Genomic DNA, 16,342 nt, shown 5'->3' with positions numbered 1-16,342 from the left:
TGATTACTTTTTCTTCTTTGATAACTCGGCAAAAATGAAGTCCAAAGAATTTCTTTCAATACCCACTTCCGTCAAATGCCAATCCCGTTCGACACTTGTGCGAACAACGAGTTCCACCACATCCCGCGGATCGGTACATTTCACCCGAAAACGATTATTTCCCAACTCGTCGATCCCGACGACTCCGGGCAACTTGACTAGTTCGTCCACGCTCGGGGCATTCATCAACGTAATTAACAAGGAATTGGGAGCGATGTAATTGTCAAAGTCCGCCACGGTTCCGGAGAAAACGATCTGTCCCTGTTCCACCATACGAATGTAATCACAGGTCGCCTGTACTTCCGATAAAATATGCGTGGAAAGAATCACGGTACGTTCTTCCGCGATATCCTTGATCAAATGACGTATTTCCAGAATCTGGTTCGGATCCAGACCATTCGTCGGTTCATCCAATACCACCAGCACAGGATCATGAATAATCGCCTGGGCAATTCCCACACGTTGCTGATACCCACCCGATAAATTACGAATCAGACGCTTCCGGAAATGCGTGATCGAACACTTTTCCAACACCTCGTCAATGGCCCGCTCGATTTTATCGGCAGGTATCCAACGCAGATACGCACAGTATCTTAAATATTCTTCTACCGTTAACTCCATGTGCAAGGGTGGTTTCTGCGGCAGAAACCCGATAAAACGTTTCGCTCCGACCGGATCTTCCTTCGTGTTGATCCCGTTAATAAAAACATCGCCTTCCGTCTGTTTCAACACCCCGCACATGATATTCATCAACGTGGATTTCCCGGCCCCATTAGATCCTAATAACCCGTATATACCTTTTCCCTGTATTTCGAAATTAATATCACGTATTGCCCATTGAACACTGTAACGATGAGACAAATTCTGCACTTTTACGATTGCTTGTTCCATACTTTTTATGATTTACTTACTATCAACTTTTGATTTAAAAACAAGAGCTCCGCCACGCCACTTGTTTTTACACGTGGCGGAACCGTTTTTCAAAAATGTTTTATTCAAATAACGCTATGATTTCCTATATTTTAGTATTTTGCTTGAGATCCGTATTCTGATCCGTGACCGATTTCGGAAAAGGCATCACCCATAACTCGGAATCCGGTTTGAGAGAATGCATGATCCCCTTGTCATCCTTTTTCACCATGGTACGTTGATACTCCGTTTCCGTGTTGAAACGACGCATATCATAAAACATCATTCCACTACCCAACAACTCGACATCCCGTTCTTTACGAATATAATCTATCGCCTCTTTCAAGGATGAGGCACTTAGAGGCTGGTACACGCTGGCAATGATTCGCTTCTTTCTTAAAGCATTCAAATCGTCCATAGCCTCGTCCAGAAAGCCCAGCCGGGCATTACATTCCGCCCGTATCAAATAAACTTCCGGCGTGCGTAAACCTCCCCAATTCTTGTTATCCCTCAACCTGCTCTCGTAATAACCGGAAGCCTCATCCCGGTAGAACACGCACAAAAAACGAGTATCTCCTTCCCCGAACCGGGACGGATCCCGGGTACAGAACTGATTCTCCACGGAATCTTTCAACGGAAGTTTTATAGAAATCTCCGTACTTGTCACTAAAGAGTTACCGCCTTTAACCAGAAGGTTTTCATCTTTTCCCAGCGAGTAGGTAATACGAGGTAATCCGGTAAAAGCATTCCGATCATCCTGTATCGTGCGTCCAGTCCCGTCCGGATCAACATACTCCCGATGATAAGCCACCATATCAAAAATATAATCGTTCAGTTTCAATGCCTCATTAGCATCATTAAAAGCCTCTTGCCAATTATGCATGAAAAGATGAACCCGGGCACGCAGAGCATAGCCTGCAGCTCTATTCGGTTCCATAAAATTATCTACTTCCAACGGTAATTCCGGGATCGCCGCATTCAGATCATCCAGAATATGACCGTATATTTTCTCCACACTCTCTTGAGCAATCTGCCCCTCAAAATCATCGGAATTTGTCGTGTAAGGAATTCCCCCGTCCGAAGCCGCCGTTTCCGGATTATAAGCCTTGGCAAACGTGTTAACTAGATAAAAATAATGCAACGCACGTATCGTTTTGGCCTGAGCGATTAACACCTTCGCCCGGATACTTTCCGCTGATGAAGATACATTTATTCCCGGTACATCATTGATTAAAAGGTTCATATAAAATATAGCCCTATAGTTCCCGTTATAAACTTCGTCATTTTTATAATCGGAAATCCGGTCTTTATCTTCCAACCAATAATAATGAATCTGATTCAACGGGCTGGATACCATATAAGAAGGATCCTGATAAGACTCGTTTACCAGATACATTTTATAATATGTTCCTCCAACCGTAAATGCCGGGTTCTGCAAAAAGGCCGCGTAATCCTCCAGCGTTTTGGGAACTCTTTTCCCTTTGGGTATGATATCAAGATAATCCTCGCAACTCCAGCAAACAACACTAGTCCAAAACACAAGGACGGCAACACGAAATATTTTTCTATTCATAACTCTCCAAATTAAAATGAAACATTTATACCAAACGAATATGTCGGTACCGTAGGAGCTGTCCGACTTCCATTATTCAGATTATAGTTTTCCGGATCACTCTTTTCCCCGTTAGCAGCAAAGAAGAACAAATTATCAGCCTGCGCACTCACGCTCACGCTCTTCAAGAACGTGTTTTTCAACCAAACCGAAGGTAAATTGTAAATTAAACTCAAATTACGCAATTTGATATAACTAGCCGATACAACCTGAGAGTCATTATATCTCCAATGGTCATTTCGATAAAAAGTATCCGCATCATAGCTATAAGTGATACGAGGTGTTACTCCCGATTTCAATTCATCTCCCGGTTGTTTCCAACTTTTATCGTAACCATTATATGACAAATTCGCCGGTCCTCCAAACCACGACATATGAGGATCTGCAATCCGCTTACGCATCTTGTGTCCGGCATTGTATATAAAATTCAAAGACAACTCCAGTCCTTTATAACTCAAGGTCGTGAAAATAGCCCCGGTATAAGGAGCCAGCGTCGTTCCACTATAGCGCACGGCGTCTATACTAGTAACATTTACCAAAGAGACTTCTTCTCCATTCTCGTCAAAAATCACGGTTTCACCATTTTCATCTATCCGGGAAAAACGATAACTATACATCGTGTCGTATGGACGTCCCTCTTGCAATACCCCACCAGACACTAATGTTGAAGCACTAAAAGGCTTCTTATTCAGTTTAGTAACCTCGTTTTTGTTATAAGCAAACGTAAACCCGGCAGTCCATTCCAAATCCCGCCAACGCACGGGAGTACCTCTCAATTCCACTTCAAATCCCTTGTTCGTCATCGCCCCCACGTTAAGCTGCATCCTCTCGAAACCGCAAGTCGGGTCACTATCTACCACGGCAAGCAAATCCCCGCTATTACGACTATAATATTGCAATGAACCCGTCAATCTATTCTTGAAAACCGCAAAATCAACCCCCAAATTAGTTACTTTGGTTTTCTCCCACCGTAACGAGGCATTCGGCGGCGTGGTAACCTCCCCGTACTGTTGGCCCGTAATCTTATTCAACTGGTACTCAGCTACCAGATAAGGAGACACACCCCTCGCCACGTTTCCGTTAATCCCGTAGGTCGCACGTACTCTTAAACGATCCAGCCAAGTAATCCCGTGCATGAATTTCTCGTTACTGATTGTCCAAGCCGCACCAACCGACCATAACGGTTTATACAAGTATTTCTTTTTCTTCCCGAACAAATCCGAGAGATCCCAACGGATACTCCCCGTGATATCGTACCGGTTATTAAACGTGTACATCACGTTACCAAAGAAAGAAACAAATCGATTTCTTGTTTCTGACTTCCGGAAAAAATCCCATTCAGATATAGAACTCCACATCAACCCGTTCCAAAATTGGGTCAGCTCTTTATTATTCACGGCTGTATATCCTTGCACTTCATCATCATATCCCCAAACCCGGGTATAAATATATTTACCTTTTGACTCCCGAGTCTCGCTTCCGGCCAAAGCCGTGATCGAATGCATACCATCCTTGGTCGTGTAATCGAAATTCAACTGATTACGCCATGTGAAATTATCCGTATCCGTATTCCCCTCCCCGTAAGAATCGGCATCAGGCAAATAATGCATCACCTTCCCGGAAGCCGCATCCACGTAAGAAAAAGCATTATATTGCATACGCATATCGTAAGACTCCTTGTTATACAATAAAGTCTCTTTAGCCCGGGCAAACTCGTATTGAAAACCTGAAGAGAATTTCAACCATTCCGTGATCTTGAAATTCAGCATCAAAGCGGCCCGGGTCCGATAACTTTTAGTTTTCCGGATATTCTGATCCAACTCATCCTGTAGGATAGCATCCAACCCTTTCAGATCATTCGGGTATTGTTCCAGTGTTAACTGATCCCATCTTGAACTTAAAAACGGTAACGGGATCGGATTTCCTTCCTCGTCCACCAAACGAGTATAAGGAGTATAAGTAGCTAATAATCGAGTTCCGAACGAAGGATTCTTTTCTTCTCCTACCCGGACATTTACGGTCATATCCGTATCTAACCAAGGAGCGATATCGAATGAATTGCGAAGATTCAAGTCTATACTATTCCCTTCGTAATTCTTAAAATCCCGCTGATTATCTGTATAAGTAAGCGAAGCCACGATATTATTTCTTCCCGTAGCCTTGGCTATCGACAAATAATAACGTTGCGTGATCGTCGGGCGATATATATATTTCACGTAATCATCCATAATAGGGGTTCCTGATGAACGGTAAGCATCTATCTTCCGATCCGCCTCGTCTTGCGACAGTTTACCCTCGTGAACCTGTAACATCAGGTCCAAGGTAGGATTAAGCACGTTACTTCCCCGCATCGTATTCTTGTAAGGATAGTCTTTCATAAATTCGTACTGGTAATCTATATAATCACTTGCCGACATATAGTCCATTTTATCATAATTAGGAACAGGCTTTATGGATACATCCGCGGCTACTGAAATCTGGGCCTTCCCCTGTTTTGCCTTTCTTGTCGTGATCACGATCACCCCGTTCGTCGCCCGAGCCCCGTAAATAGAAGCAGCGGCAGCGTCCTTCAACACGGTAATACTCTCGATATCTTCCGGGTTAACTATGGGCGGGTTATACATCACGTTATTATAGACCACCGTGGGGCCTTCTCCTTCCACGGGAAACCCATCAATGACATACAAGGGGGTTGACGTGGCATTAAACGTACTACGTCCCCGAATGTGGCCATATTTTTGAATACCAGCCACCTTCCCTTCCAAAAGCGAAGTAATATCGTACGCCACGTAACGATTCAAATCCTTGTGATTCACCGTGGAAAAAGATCCTGTAACTCGCTCTTTTGAAAGTGTCTGGTATCCGGTAACAACCACGTCGCTCAATTCTTCCACGCCTTCAACCATTACAACTTTAATCGTATCCGTCTTTTCCGTGAACTCTACATTTTGAGTTTTATAACCAACGAAAGAAATATCCAGATACCCTTTAGAAAAAGGCAACAACATGGAAAAACGTCCTTGATTATTTGTCGCTGTTCCCAACAAAGAACCCCGCAAACGTATGGTCACCCCGGGAAGAGGTATATTCTTCTCGTCCGTCACGATTCCTTTTATTCGAAACTCTTTCTTTTCCGGTTGCTGTTCCCGGGTCCGAATCACCACCACGTTATTGTCAAAAGAATAGCCTAAACCGTAATGAGGCAACAGTTCGCTCAAAAAAGTCAGGAAATCTTTATCCTTCACGTTCACATCCTTCACGACAATACGCTTTATAAAATTTAGATTATAAAGAATATCACACCGAGTCTGTCGACTGACCTCCTGTAATACCTTATTCAGCGAGACTTCCTTCATCTCTAAAGAAACCTTGGCATTCTGCGAGTGACTGCTCGCGTGCAAGGACATGCAGATTCCCAAAAGAAAAACACTCAACAGTTTCATGTAAATTAACATTTTACGGTACGGAATCAATAGCATTGAACCGACCACAGTTCGATTTTTTTTCATAGATTTGTAGTATTAAAATTCAACAATATATACTTCTCGTTCTTTCCACGGGCAGAGAAGATATAATGAATTTAACGGGTTGGAAACTATCGGTTTTCAACCCATTATTTTTTCCTGACTGTAATCACATTATCTTTAATAATAAACTCGACAACTCCGGTTTCCTCAAACTTACTTAATAAATAACCGAAATCATCATAACGTTTCAAACGTCCCGAGAACTCGTATTCCTTCACTTCCTCATCCACGTAGAAGACCTTCAAATCGTACCATTTCGACAACATTTCCAAGACCTCTTCCAACGGCATCTCGTTAAACGAATAGTACCCGTCTTTCCACGAGGTGTAATACTTCGTATCCACTTTTTTCATAGCAGACTCTCCCGTCCCTCTATCATAGCACACCTGATTCCCGGGTAATAAATCATACTCTTCCCGATCGCCGCACACGATCTTTAAATGTCCTTCTTCCAGCGTTGTTGCCACATGCTCCTGATCTGCATACGCTTTCACGTTAAAAGAAGTACCCAGCACGACGGCCGTCATACCCGACGCGTGCACTTCAAATCTTTTGACCGAATCTTTGGCCACCTCGAAATATCCTTCACCCTCCAGGTACACTTCTCTGGTATTCCCGGAAAAAACAACCGGGAAACGCAATTCCGACCCGGCATTCAAATATACCTTTGTCCCGTCGGCAAGTATAACATTGTACTCCGCCCCCAAAGGAACCGTCAGCGTGTTGAATTCAACTTCCTTCTTTATCGTATGCTTATTATAGACAAGGGTATTATTAGTATTTTCCACCTTCATAAAACTATCGGCTACAATCACCTCATCCCGGTTCGCGTGTAACGAAATCACTTCACCATTCGCCAACTTCAACCGGGCAAATGACTTCCCATCAATTGACTTCGTGGTCACTACTTGTTCGGCCTCCGGTCGCATGTCCGAAGTTCCCCAATACAGCCATGCCATGCCCAATGATAACAGGAGACAAGCTGCCGCCGAATACTGGTAAAATAACCTTCTTCTTCCACTTCGAGCATTCACTTTATGCCAAATAGAACGCATTCCCCGTTCCGGTTCACGATGTAACCTCTTCCTGATCCCTATCCCTTTTCGCATCCCTTGTAAAGTAGATGTCAATCTCATGTTAGTTTCTTGTTCCAGCCATTCCGCCAACACACGGGACTCCTCCGGTGAAAGTTCTTCCCCGGCAAAATAATCCACTAAAATATCTTCAATTTCTCTCATTCTTGACCATTTTCCCTATAATCACCGCCGAAATAAAAAAGGGTGACAGGAAAAGTCTATTTTTTTAGAATAAAAAATAAAAGGAAAGCATTATACCTGTCTTTCAAGGTATCACGAAGAAATTTTAAAGAACGACTTAACTGTGTCTTTACCGTATTCTTAGATATTTGCAGTTGATCCGCCACTTCCTGATATGACATTCCATCCACGAAAACCATCAGGAATATATGACGTCTCTCCTCCGGCAACAAGTCAATCACCTTGTAAACCATCTCCAAAATCTCGACATTTTCTTCCTCCGGCAAATCTTCTTCAGACATCATTTCCCGGATTACATTCTCGTGAAGATTCTTCTTTCTCCTATCTCCCCTCACGTAATTCAATGAAGAAAACTTTACCGCCTGAAATATATATTTATCCAGACCGGACTCCAACGTTCTGTATCGCTTGGAAATCCAGAACTTCACCAGACAATCCTGCACGATATCCTCTGCCGCTTGTGAATCATCTATAATCTGATTGGCAAAAAGCACCAACGTCTCATAATACGAGCTATAAAGTAACTGAAAAGCCTCCTTTTCCGCAACCTTAAACATATTCAATATTGTTTCCGCTTTATCCATCGTGCATAAATAGATCACAAATATAGGAAAAATCATAAACAACACGAATATTCCTCCCCATTCAACCAGAACAAACGTGCGAAAACACTTTCGCCCGAGTCCGTAAAGTTCATAAAAACCGAAGATTCTTCACTAGTATTCCACCACACACGCACCGGAGATAAACCGTTGATTCACTAGTGTTTCACTAATGCTTCGATTATACATCAATTAGGCTTCGATTATACTTCGATTGAATATTCAATCAATTTCCAATCAACTTTCAGTTAACTTTCAATGAACTTACTAGTGAGACACCGGCGAGACTACGGTGCGGGATACCATCGTCTACCTTCCAACCCTTACTCCCTTCGAGGCAAACGCATTTACCCGACACGATAAAAAACGAAAGAAGAGAAATCCGTTTTCACCGGAAATCTCTCCTTCACAATTTACAAACTGTATTACAATTATTTATTCAACAAGTATTTCGAGAAATAATCCCTCTTCTTCTTTTCAAAATAAGCCTTATAAGGGCCATCATACCCATGTCCTTGTCCCGGTAACACCAGCAAATCGAAGTCCTTTCCTTGCAGGATCAATTCATTCGCCACCCGGAACGTGTTAGCCGGATGCACGTTATTATCCACCTCACCCGTAACCAAGAGTAAATGTCCTTTCAAATATTTCGCCAACTCCTGATTCGTTTTAACGGTAAATTTATGATCATTGCCTATCCCCTGGTAAGTCTCTCCCCAAGTACGGTTATAAATACGATTATCATGATTCCCGGAAGAAACCACGGCAACCTTATAAAAATCCGGGTAAGTACAAATAGCGGCAAAAGCCATCATACCACCCCCGGAATGACCGAAAATACCTACCCGATTCGTGTCAATAAACGCGTATTCTCGTCCCAACTGCTCGATGCCGTACTTGTCATCCGCCAGAGCGTAATCCCTCAAATTTCCATACCCGTACGTGGCGTACGCTTTATCCCGGAAAGGCGAACCACCCCGGTGTCCGAAACAAACCACGATAATACCCCGTTGAGCCAAAGCCGTGTTATTATAACGGTCAAACACCGTAAAGTCCGTCCACACGGTCTCCGTCTGTGGCCCGGGGTACACCTGCGACACGATCGGGTATTTCTTCGAGGGATCAAAATCATAAGGTTTCCACATGATCCCGTACAAATCCGTCTTCCCGTCAGCAGCCTTCACGGTAAACTGTTCCGGGAACTTCCACCCGTATTCCAACAGCTTGGAAACATCCGCCTCTTCCAGCACCGTCAACAAACGTCCGTTACCGTCCCGCACGGAGATGCGCGGTATCGTATCTATCCGGGAAAAATTATCAACAATCAGATTCCCGGGCAAATGAATAAACACCCCGTGGGTTGCATTTTCCGGTGTCAACAGGGTTATTTTCTTCCCGTTGAAACCGACACGATACGCGAAAGTATAATTCGGATTACGCCCTTTCTCTTTGCCGTATCCATACAGGTAGATCTGTTTCTTCTCCGTGTCAATCTTCATGATTCTCCCGGCCGTCCACTCTCCCGAAGTAACCGCGTTCAACAACTTCCCTTCACCGGAATAATGATAATAATGCCCCCAACCGGAACGATCCGACCACAGGAAAATATCTTTCCCCCCGTTCACCACCCGACAACTGAATAACTCTTCATTCAGATACGGTTTACTAACCTCGTGTAGTATCACTTTCACTTCCCCCGTCTTCGCATCCGCGGAACACAACTCGAATTCATCTCGCGTTCCCTTCTTGCGAATAAAAAATACCCGATCATGCACATCAGCTACTTTCAGCACTTCCAACAACTGCCCTCGCCACCGTTCCACGTCGACCTTTTTAAAATCACCCGTTCTGACATTACCGACAAACAACTCCTGCCTCAACACAAGCGTATCTCCCGGTAACTCGTATTTATACTCGGAAACAACGGGTGTCGGTTCCCGAAGAGAATACACCAGGGGGAAAGTTCTCACCTGACGTTCATCTTTTCTCGTGATGTAAAAAGTCCCGTCTTCCGTCAACCACTCGATATCCGGAATTTCAAATTCGTAATCATCCCCCCCGTCAAAAGTAAGTTGTACCTGTTTCTTCTGATCTTTATTCACCAACCAGAGATTATGTTCTTTCGTGATCAACTCGTACTTTAAATCCGGAGATACCCCGTACGGTCGAACTTCCGGGTATTTCTTGGGTTTGGAAGGTAATAATACTCGTTTTCGTGCATCATACACGAATGTCTTTCCCCGAACCTGCAATTTAGCTAACAATTCATCTCCTTCAAATTCCGGGGAATAGTAAACACTCTCCTCTTGTTCCGGAAACATATCCCGCACCAGACTGTCAACCACTTCCTGATCATACAATTCCCGTTTCCCCGTCCGGATGTCATAGGCATAATAAGCCCGTTTCCCCGAACCATCATCCCACACGTACCAGAATAACGGCTTTGTCGGGTGAAAAAAGGGAACGATCATCGTGGAACCAATCTTGTCCTTCAAATTCTGCACGTCATACTTTTCGCCCGAGTACACCTCATCCGGACTCAAAATCGACTTAAAATAATTCACCAGATTCGTTGCCCCATCGCTTTGCACCACTTTACGGGCAATATTCAACAATTGCGGATCATGTTTTCCTTCATGTAACGGGAATAAAGACATTCCCCCGAACATCACTTGTTGATTTTTCTTGTCAAAATCAGCGATATGATCCTCCAGAAGTTTCCGGGCCGTCGACTTATCCCCCTCGCAAACGGCCTTGCTCACGTCCATCATGATCAGGTAATCCTGCTGGAAATGAACCGGGATTGCCGCTATTCTTTGTTTATAATACTCGAAATCTTCCGGCTTACGCTCGAAATCATTGAAATACCAACCCTGCAACACCCATTCCGTCATATCCCTGTAAAGCGAAGTAATCCGGTCAAACACCTTGTCCTCCCCGAACTCTTTTACGAACTCTTGCCAATGCTCCAATAAATAACGCATATTCGCGCTATTAACACCACCCAAAACCCGATCCTCGAACAAGAACCAGTTTTCAGCCTTCAACCGCTCCCGGGGCGTGAGCCGATCAAAATACTCTTTTCCAAGCCGAAGACACTCCTCTCGTTCAAGCAACTGTAACTTCAACTGAACATATTCCCGCAAAAAATCATTAGAATACTTCCCCGAAGCATAAGTCTCGTTCATCCGGGCAACCCGGTTATCCGGCCTCATCCCTTTCCTGATCTCCGCCATGAACACGTCCGCAGTCTTGCCCCCGACAAACTTGTACACGATCTTTCCCTCCTGATCCAACAACAAGAAAGAAGGATATGCCCCGATTTTATACGTATCCGCGTATTGTTTGCCATCCTCGGCCAACATATCCAACTTCACGTTCACGAACGTGGAATTAAAGAAATCGGCAACACTATCCAACGTGAACACTAACGCGTCCATCGTCTTGCAAGGTCCGCAATATTCCGTGTAACAGTCCACGAATGTCAATTTTTTCTCGGAAGCGGCCTTATTCAAGGCCTCTCGCAAAGTCGTTTTCTCAAACGCTATTTTCCGGTTCTGCGCTTCAACCTGGTAAAATACCAGCAATCCCCAAAGCAAAAACAAAATCCTTTTCATATCCTTTATTGTTTATCAAAATATTCCCTGTTCATTCTCAATAACATCACTTGATAATTACTCCGGGTTGACGGGTCCTGATGTTTCTCGCTTAAATCCTTCACCTTGCGGGCAAGTTCCACGAAATAAGCATGGTATACCCCGTTAGCCCCGTTCGACAACCCGAAAGAAATATTATTTTGAGCCATAAAACGGGCAAACTCCGAAACAAAACAAGCCTGAACTCCCCGTTTATAAGTAGACACTGGCGCACTTGGATCAAAATTCTCAAAAACAACCCGATCCAGGTAAGCAAACAACTCCCTAGCCGTAAAAGCCTTCTCCCCTAATCGTCTCTCCCCGGCAACAAGCGATTCCATCACCTCCTTATTCATAAAATGCCTTAACAAGGCTTCAGCCAACCCGACCATCATCTGATCCGTATCGAAAACCCCGGACTGATCCAGTTCTTTCACCCGCACCCATTCCGGGAACTGTCCCAAGATAGCCGACTCCAAGTAGTTCAAAGCCTCTTCCTGTTGTTCCCGGGGCACGTAAGTCACCCGTGTTTCATTCACCCCTTTAATAATCGGCCGCACGGAACGTCCCCCGACTAATTTTACAATTTGAGTAAGATACGTTTGAAATAAAGCCTGCGCTTTCACCGTGAAATCCGACACGTTCTTCCACGCATTCTGATCATCGGGCAACTGTTTTATCCACTCGCTCAATCGCGGATAAATCTTTTTCACCGCCTCAACACCCTGTATACTTGCATTTAATATATCATTTGACAAGAAACCATCCTGAGCATAAGGATCTCCTTTATCTTCCGGAGCGTAAAAAGCTCCCCGCATAGAAGGTAAAGCATCACTATTCCCATAGGCATACTTGATAGCATCGTAATCATAAACAGACACCCGGGGAAAAAGATTCTTCACGCTCACCCCGTCTCCCGGTTGTGCCAGGTAATTAAACGTCACTCCCGAAGTGATAGAGGCCGTTATCCCGTAACGGTTCAGCCACTTTTCCGAACGAATATCAGCTGGCGTGAAAACCGTATACCCGGCTTTGTTTGGCTTCATCTTCAGCACCCCGGAAAAAGCCGATGCCACTTGTGCCGTTAACACATCCTGCCGGACCGCCAGACTATGCAAATCCTTCCTGATCCTCCCGTCCAGCAAACCACATTGCAGGAAATACATTCCCAGCAACTCATCTGCCGCCATATCCATCACGTTCACCCGGGCGCATAAAATCTCCCCGGTCACCGGATTCTCGATCACGGAAGAATATATACCATTATAAGCACTTCCCCAACGGAACAAGATCGCCCCGTAACTCAACGAAGCATCTTTCGCGTCCGAACTAAAACGGAAGACATTCTTCCAACCGGCAGCTTCAAAAGCCCTCTCCCACTGTTTCACGCCATTCTTGATGCTCTCTGCGAAAGGAGCCGGAGTCACCGGATCAATATACACGCAAATCTGTCTTTCCGGTTCGATCGCTATCCCTCTTTTCTGCTTCTTTATCTCTTTCGCGGAAGCTGTCAGATTCCATTTCCGGATATATTCTCTCTTTTGAGCCACGTACTTTTTGGTATCATACTCCGTAACCCCTATCGTCTCGAACCCGTAAGCCGGATGACTGATTCTCTGCTTCATCCTGTTCTCCGGAAGTTGTTGTATCACCATCTCCAGAATATACCTAGTAGCAATATCCCGTCCTTCTTGAGTTTGTGGATTCGACTGATAATCCGACTGTCCGCGGGTCACTGAAAACACGACACCTTTATCAAGCATTCGCCAACCGTCCACCCCGGAACGGGAAGGATCCGGATGACTCAGCCAATAATATGAACTTACATTAAACAACCCGCTCCCCGGATTATTCAATTCCCCCGTCAACTCGATGATGACAGATTTACCGTCCTCTCCCCGGGCCACGATCGGGAAGGTATAATCTATCGGGACAAGACCCGACTTTTTCAAAGCCATCATCATACAAATATCCAAGGAATCCGCAGCCATGTCCGTCAAGCGATTACGAACCACCTGCACCGTATTGTTCCGTCCTTCTGAAAACCGGATAACCCCGGAAGCCTCGGAAACAAAGGCTGCCATGCCGTGAGCAATCTGCGTGGTGATCAACACCTCTTTACCCAGTCCCTCTGCCGGGATTTCCAAATAATACTGATCATTCAAACGATAAACCGTGTAAAAACCTTTATCTGTTTGTAAATCTTTCTGTTCCTTAAATTGTTCGTAAGTCATGGGCTTTACATCCTGTTGCGCCACAACCGGACAAACAAACAACAAAGTCACCAACAGCAACAAATATACATTCAATACTTTCATTCCCGATATTTTTAATTCAATTCAATCAATGCTTTGTTTCCCCCTTTTTCCCACAGGGTAATAAAATTATAAAGAGTCTTGTAATGACTTGCCGTCAACGCATCCGAACACCCTTCTGTCGCGGCCCGTGCATGTTGTTTGATTTTCGAAATTACTTGCTGCATCACAACCCCGACCCCGTTCGAAAGATTGTAAGGATTCTCCGCGTTAATCACCAGATTCTGAAGCAAACCGTTTTGTAACGCCTGATCATACCAGGATAACTTCCCTCCCTGTCCTTTAGCCTCGAAAATGGTCGAATACAAACGATTCAACAACTCGTCTGCCGTGAACCCCTCCTCGCTCAACTGCCTGTTTTTATGCAATGCCGAATACTTTAACAACAACTTTGTCAATTTCCCCAAAGCCTCCTCCTGTTCATAAAATTCAGGAGTAACCCCGGTCTTTTCCATCACTTCAGCCACGAAAAGCCAATCCTGCTCGTGACACAAATACTCTTCCAAGAATGCCCACGCTTCCTCCTCTTTCTCCCGGGATACCGGCTGATTCAACCTCAACTCTTCCTCCCGGGTAGGGTTATCCGAATAACGTCCTCCCACGTAACGCAATACATGTTCTATGTAATTCTGATACTGGCTCAAAACAGACAAATAACGCTTCCGCAATACATAATAATCCGGATCATTCCCGTCAGTCCACGCCTCCAAATGAGCCATTATATACTTCAGGTTATTCATTCCCAAACGATTTGCCTTAATCACGTCATCCCCGCTATCCTCCGACTGCACCCGCGGATCGCTGTAAGTGGTCTCCTCGATATAAAACAGCTTCGGGTCCTGCCGTCTTTCATCCACCCATGCCCGTAACTTCTCGTTATCCCGCTTCAAATTACCTGCTTCCGGAAAATAACGGTATCCCCACTCTATCGCGAACTCGTCATACATGCCGATACGAGGTAACAAATCCAGCGGTTCCAACCCGTCACCCGGTTGAGCCACGTAATTAAACCGTTGATAATCCATAATCGAGGTTCCCAACCCGTGTTCGCGAATAAAGGATTTACTCCGTAAACTATCCACCGGATAAGCCGTACTTCCCATGAAATGATGACGCAATCCCAAAGTATGCCCCACCTCGTGAGTCAACACGGTTGCCGCCAATTCACCCATCACTTCCTGACTCACCGGATACTCTCTTGCCCGGGGATCTACCGCCCCGCACATCACGAAATACCAACGCTGTATCAATTCCAACACGGAATGGAAAATGGCGATATGCGACGTGATAATCTCTCCCGATCTCGGATCAAACACCATCGGCCCGTAAGCATTCGCTATCGGTGAAGCCTTATAAGACACCAACGGGTAACGAATATCCCCCTCGCAATAATCGGGGTCTTCCTCCGGCGTAGGGGCCAACTTCCCGTAAATAGCGTTCTTGAACCCGGCTTTTTCGAAAGCCCCTTGCCACACGTTAACTGCCTGAATAAAATAAGGGACTAAAAACTCCGGTGTAGCCCGATCAATATAAAACACGATCGGCTTCACGGGTTCAACCAACTCTCCCCGCAAATATTTCTCCACGTCCTCCGGTCTCGGTTCCAAGCGCCAACGAGTAGCCATCATCGTTTTATCCATCAAATCCCCACGTTTCACCATCCCGTCCAAGGAGAAGGCAAAGTACCCGACCCGCTCGTCAAATACTCTCTGTATCATCGGTTTTTCCGGTAATAAATACCACGAAGCCCCGACTTCCCAAAGCGTGGAAGGAAATTCGCCCTTTTTCACCTCGCCCGACAAACCGTAACTCCTGATAGACCGGAAATTTATATTCTCCGGGAAAGCCTTCACGTCCAACACGTAGGATTGTCCTTGTTGATAACCGCCCAACTTTAACGACTCCTTGGCCCCTTTCAAGGCAAACAAATCACTATCACTTAAAAACAAGTCCGTGATATCCACCAAGTACGAATCCCCGGAACGAGCCTTTATCTCGAAAGAGGCTATCGCCGGAGATTCCAGATTCCGGTAATAATCAATATATAAACCCGTAGAATCTCCCAGGTGAAACACCTGGGGAGAAACTATTTCAATCCGATCCCGATTCTTGATTAAACGTATCATCCGATCAAACACCGAATCACCGCCATACCCGAAACGGGCATCCCTGCTCCGCTCTTTCTGGGCAGTTCCCTTGACAATCGTCACCGCCACTAAAATATCCCGCCGCAACATATCATCCGGAACCTCCAGATAATACCTTCCATCCTGCACGTAAACGTTAAAGAAACCGGCATCCTTCGGGGTATCCTTCCGAATAAACTCATCTATCGAGACCACGTTATCCTCCGAAAAAGACGCACGACTCTCAGCCCTGCCACCCAACGCGTACAGGGAAAACAATATAACCAATAAATACTTCAT

General features: G+C 45.0%; 8 protein-coding genes. All 8 read right to left on the bottom strand.

What is annotated here, in order from left to right:
• Window positions 1-3: 3 nt before the first annotated feature.
• A complete protein-coding gene (locus tag DWW52_RS17060) occupies window positions 4-930 on the bottom strand; it encodes an ABC transporter ATP-binding protein (RefSeq protein ID WP_118716671.1) in 927 nt (308 codons plus the stop codon).
• Between the two features lie 124 nt (window positions 931-1,054).
• Complete coding sequence (locus tag DWW52_RS17055) at window positions 1,055-2,521, bottom strand: RagB/SusD family nutrient uptake outer membrane protein (RefSeq protein ID WP_118716670.1); 1,467 nt, start codon at window positions 2,519-2,521, stop codon at window positions 1,055-1,057.
• A gap of 11 nt (window positions 2,522-2,532) precedes the next feature.
• Window positions 2,533-6,003, bottom strand: a complete 3,471-nt coding sequence (locus DWW52_RS17050; protein ID WP_158582648.1) for a SusC/RagA family TonB-linked outer membrane protein — start codon at window positions 6,001-6,003, stop codon at window positions 2,533-2,535.
• Between the two features lie 170 nt (window positions 6,004-6,173).
• The gene (locus DWW52_RS17045; protein ID WP_118716668.1) at window positions 6,174-7,325 is read right to left on the bottom strand and encodes a FecR family protein; all 1,152 of its coding nucleotides are present in this window, start codon (window positions 7,323-7,325) and stop codon (window positions 6,174-6,176) included.
• Between the two features lie 56 nt (window positions 7,326-7,381).
• Entirely contained in the window at window positions 7,382-7,984 is a 603-nt protein-coding gene (locus DWW52_RS17040; protein ID WP_118716667.1) for an RNA polymerase sigma-70 factor, read from the bottom strand.
• Between the two features lie 413 nt (window positions 7,985-8,397).
• Window positions 8,398-11,583, bottom strand: a complete 3,186-nt coding sequence (locus DWW52_RS17035) for a prolyl oligopeptidase family serine peptidase (RefSeq protein WP_118716666.1) — start codon at window positions 11,581-11,583, stop codon at window positions 8,398-8,400.
• Between the two features lie 5 nt (window positions 11,584-11,588).
• Window positions 11,589-13,919 carry a zinc-dependent metalloprotease gene (locus DWW52_RS17030; protein ID WP_118716665.1) on the bottom strand — a complete coding sequence of 777 codons (2,331 nt, stop codon included), beginning with the start codon at window positions 13,917-13,919 and terminating at the stop codon, window positions 11,589-11,591.
• A gap of 11 nt (window positions 13,920-13,930) precedes the next feature.
• Window positions 13,931-16,342, bottom strand: a complete 2,412-nt coding sequence (locus tag DWW52_RS17025) for a zinc-dependent metalloprotease (RefSeq protein WP_118716664.1) — start codon at window positions 16,340-16,342, stop codon at window positions 13,931-13,933.

The sequence above is a fragment of the Odoribacter sp. AF15-53 genome (assembly GCF_003479425.1).
Taxonomy (GTDB): domain Bacteria; phylum Bacteroidota; class Bacteroidia; order Bacteroidales; family Marinifilaceae; genus Butyricimonas.
Note: the sequence above shows the minus strand (reverse complement) of the source record. Positions and strands in the feature narration are given on the sequence as shown.

Bases quoted from the DNA above. Each gene is read 5' to 3' on its own strand.
- DWW52_RS17025 (WP_118716664.1), bottom strand. From the start codon at position 16,342: ATGAAGTATTTATTGGTTATATTGTTTTCCCTGTACGCGTTGGGTGGC.
- DWW52_RS17060 (WP_118716671.1), bottom strand. From the start codon at position 930: ATGGAACAAGCAATCGTAAAAGTGCAGAATTTGTCTCATCGTTACAGT.
- DWW52_RS17045 (WP_118716668.1), bottom strand. From the start codon at position 7,325: ATGAGAGAAATTGAAGATATTTTAGTGGATTATTTTGCCGGGGAAGAA.
- DWW52_RS17055 (WP_118716670.1), bottom strand. From the start codon at position 2,521: ATGAATAGAAAAATATTTCGTGTTGCCGTCCTTGTGTTTTGGACTAGT.
- DWW52_RS17035 (WP_118716666.1), bottom strand. From the start codon at position 11,583: ATGAAAAGGATTTTGTTTTTGCTTTGGGGATTGCTGGTATTTTACCAG.
- DWW52_RS17030 (WP_118716665.1), bottom strand. From the start codon at position 13,919: ATGAAAGTATTGAATGTATATTTGTTGCTGTTGGTGACTTTGTTGTTT.
- DWW52_RS17040 (WP_118716667.1), bottom strand. From the start codon at position 7,984: ATGATTTTTCCTATATTTGTGATCTATTTATGCACGATGGATAAAGCG.
- DWW52_RS17050 (WP_158582648.1), bottom strand. From the start codon at position 6,003: ATGAAACTGTTGAGTGTTTTTCTTTTGGGAATCTGCATGTCCTTGCAC.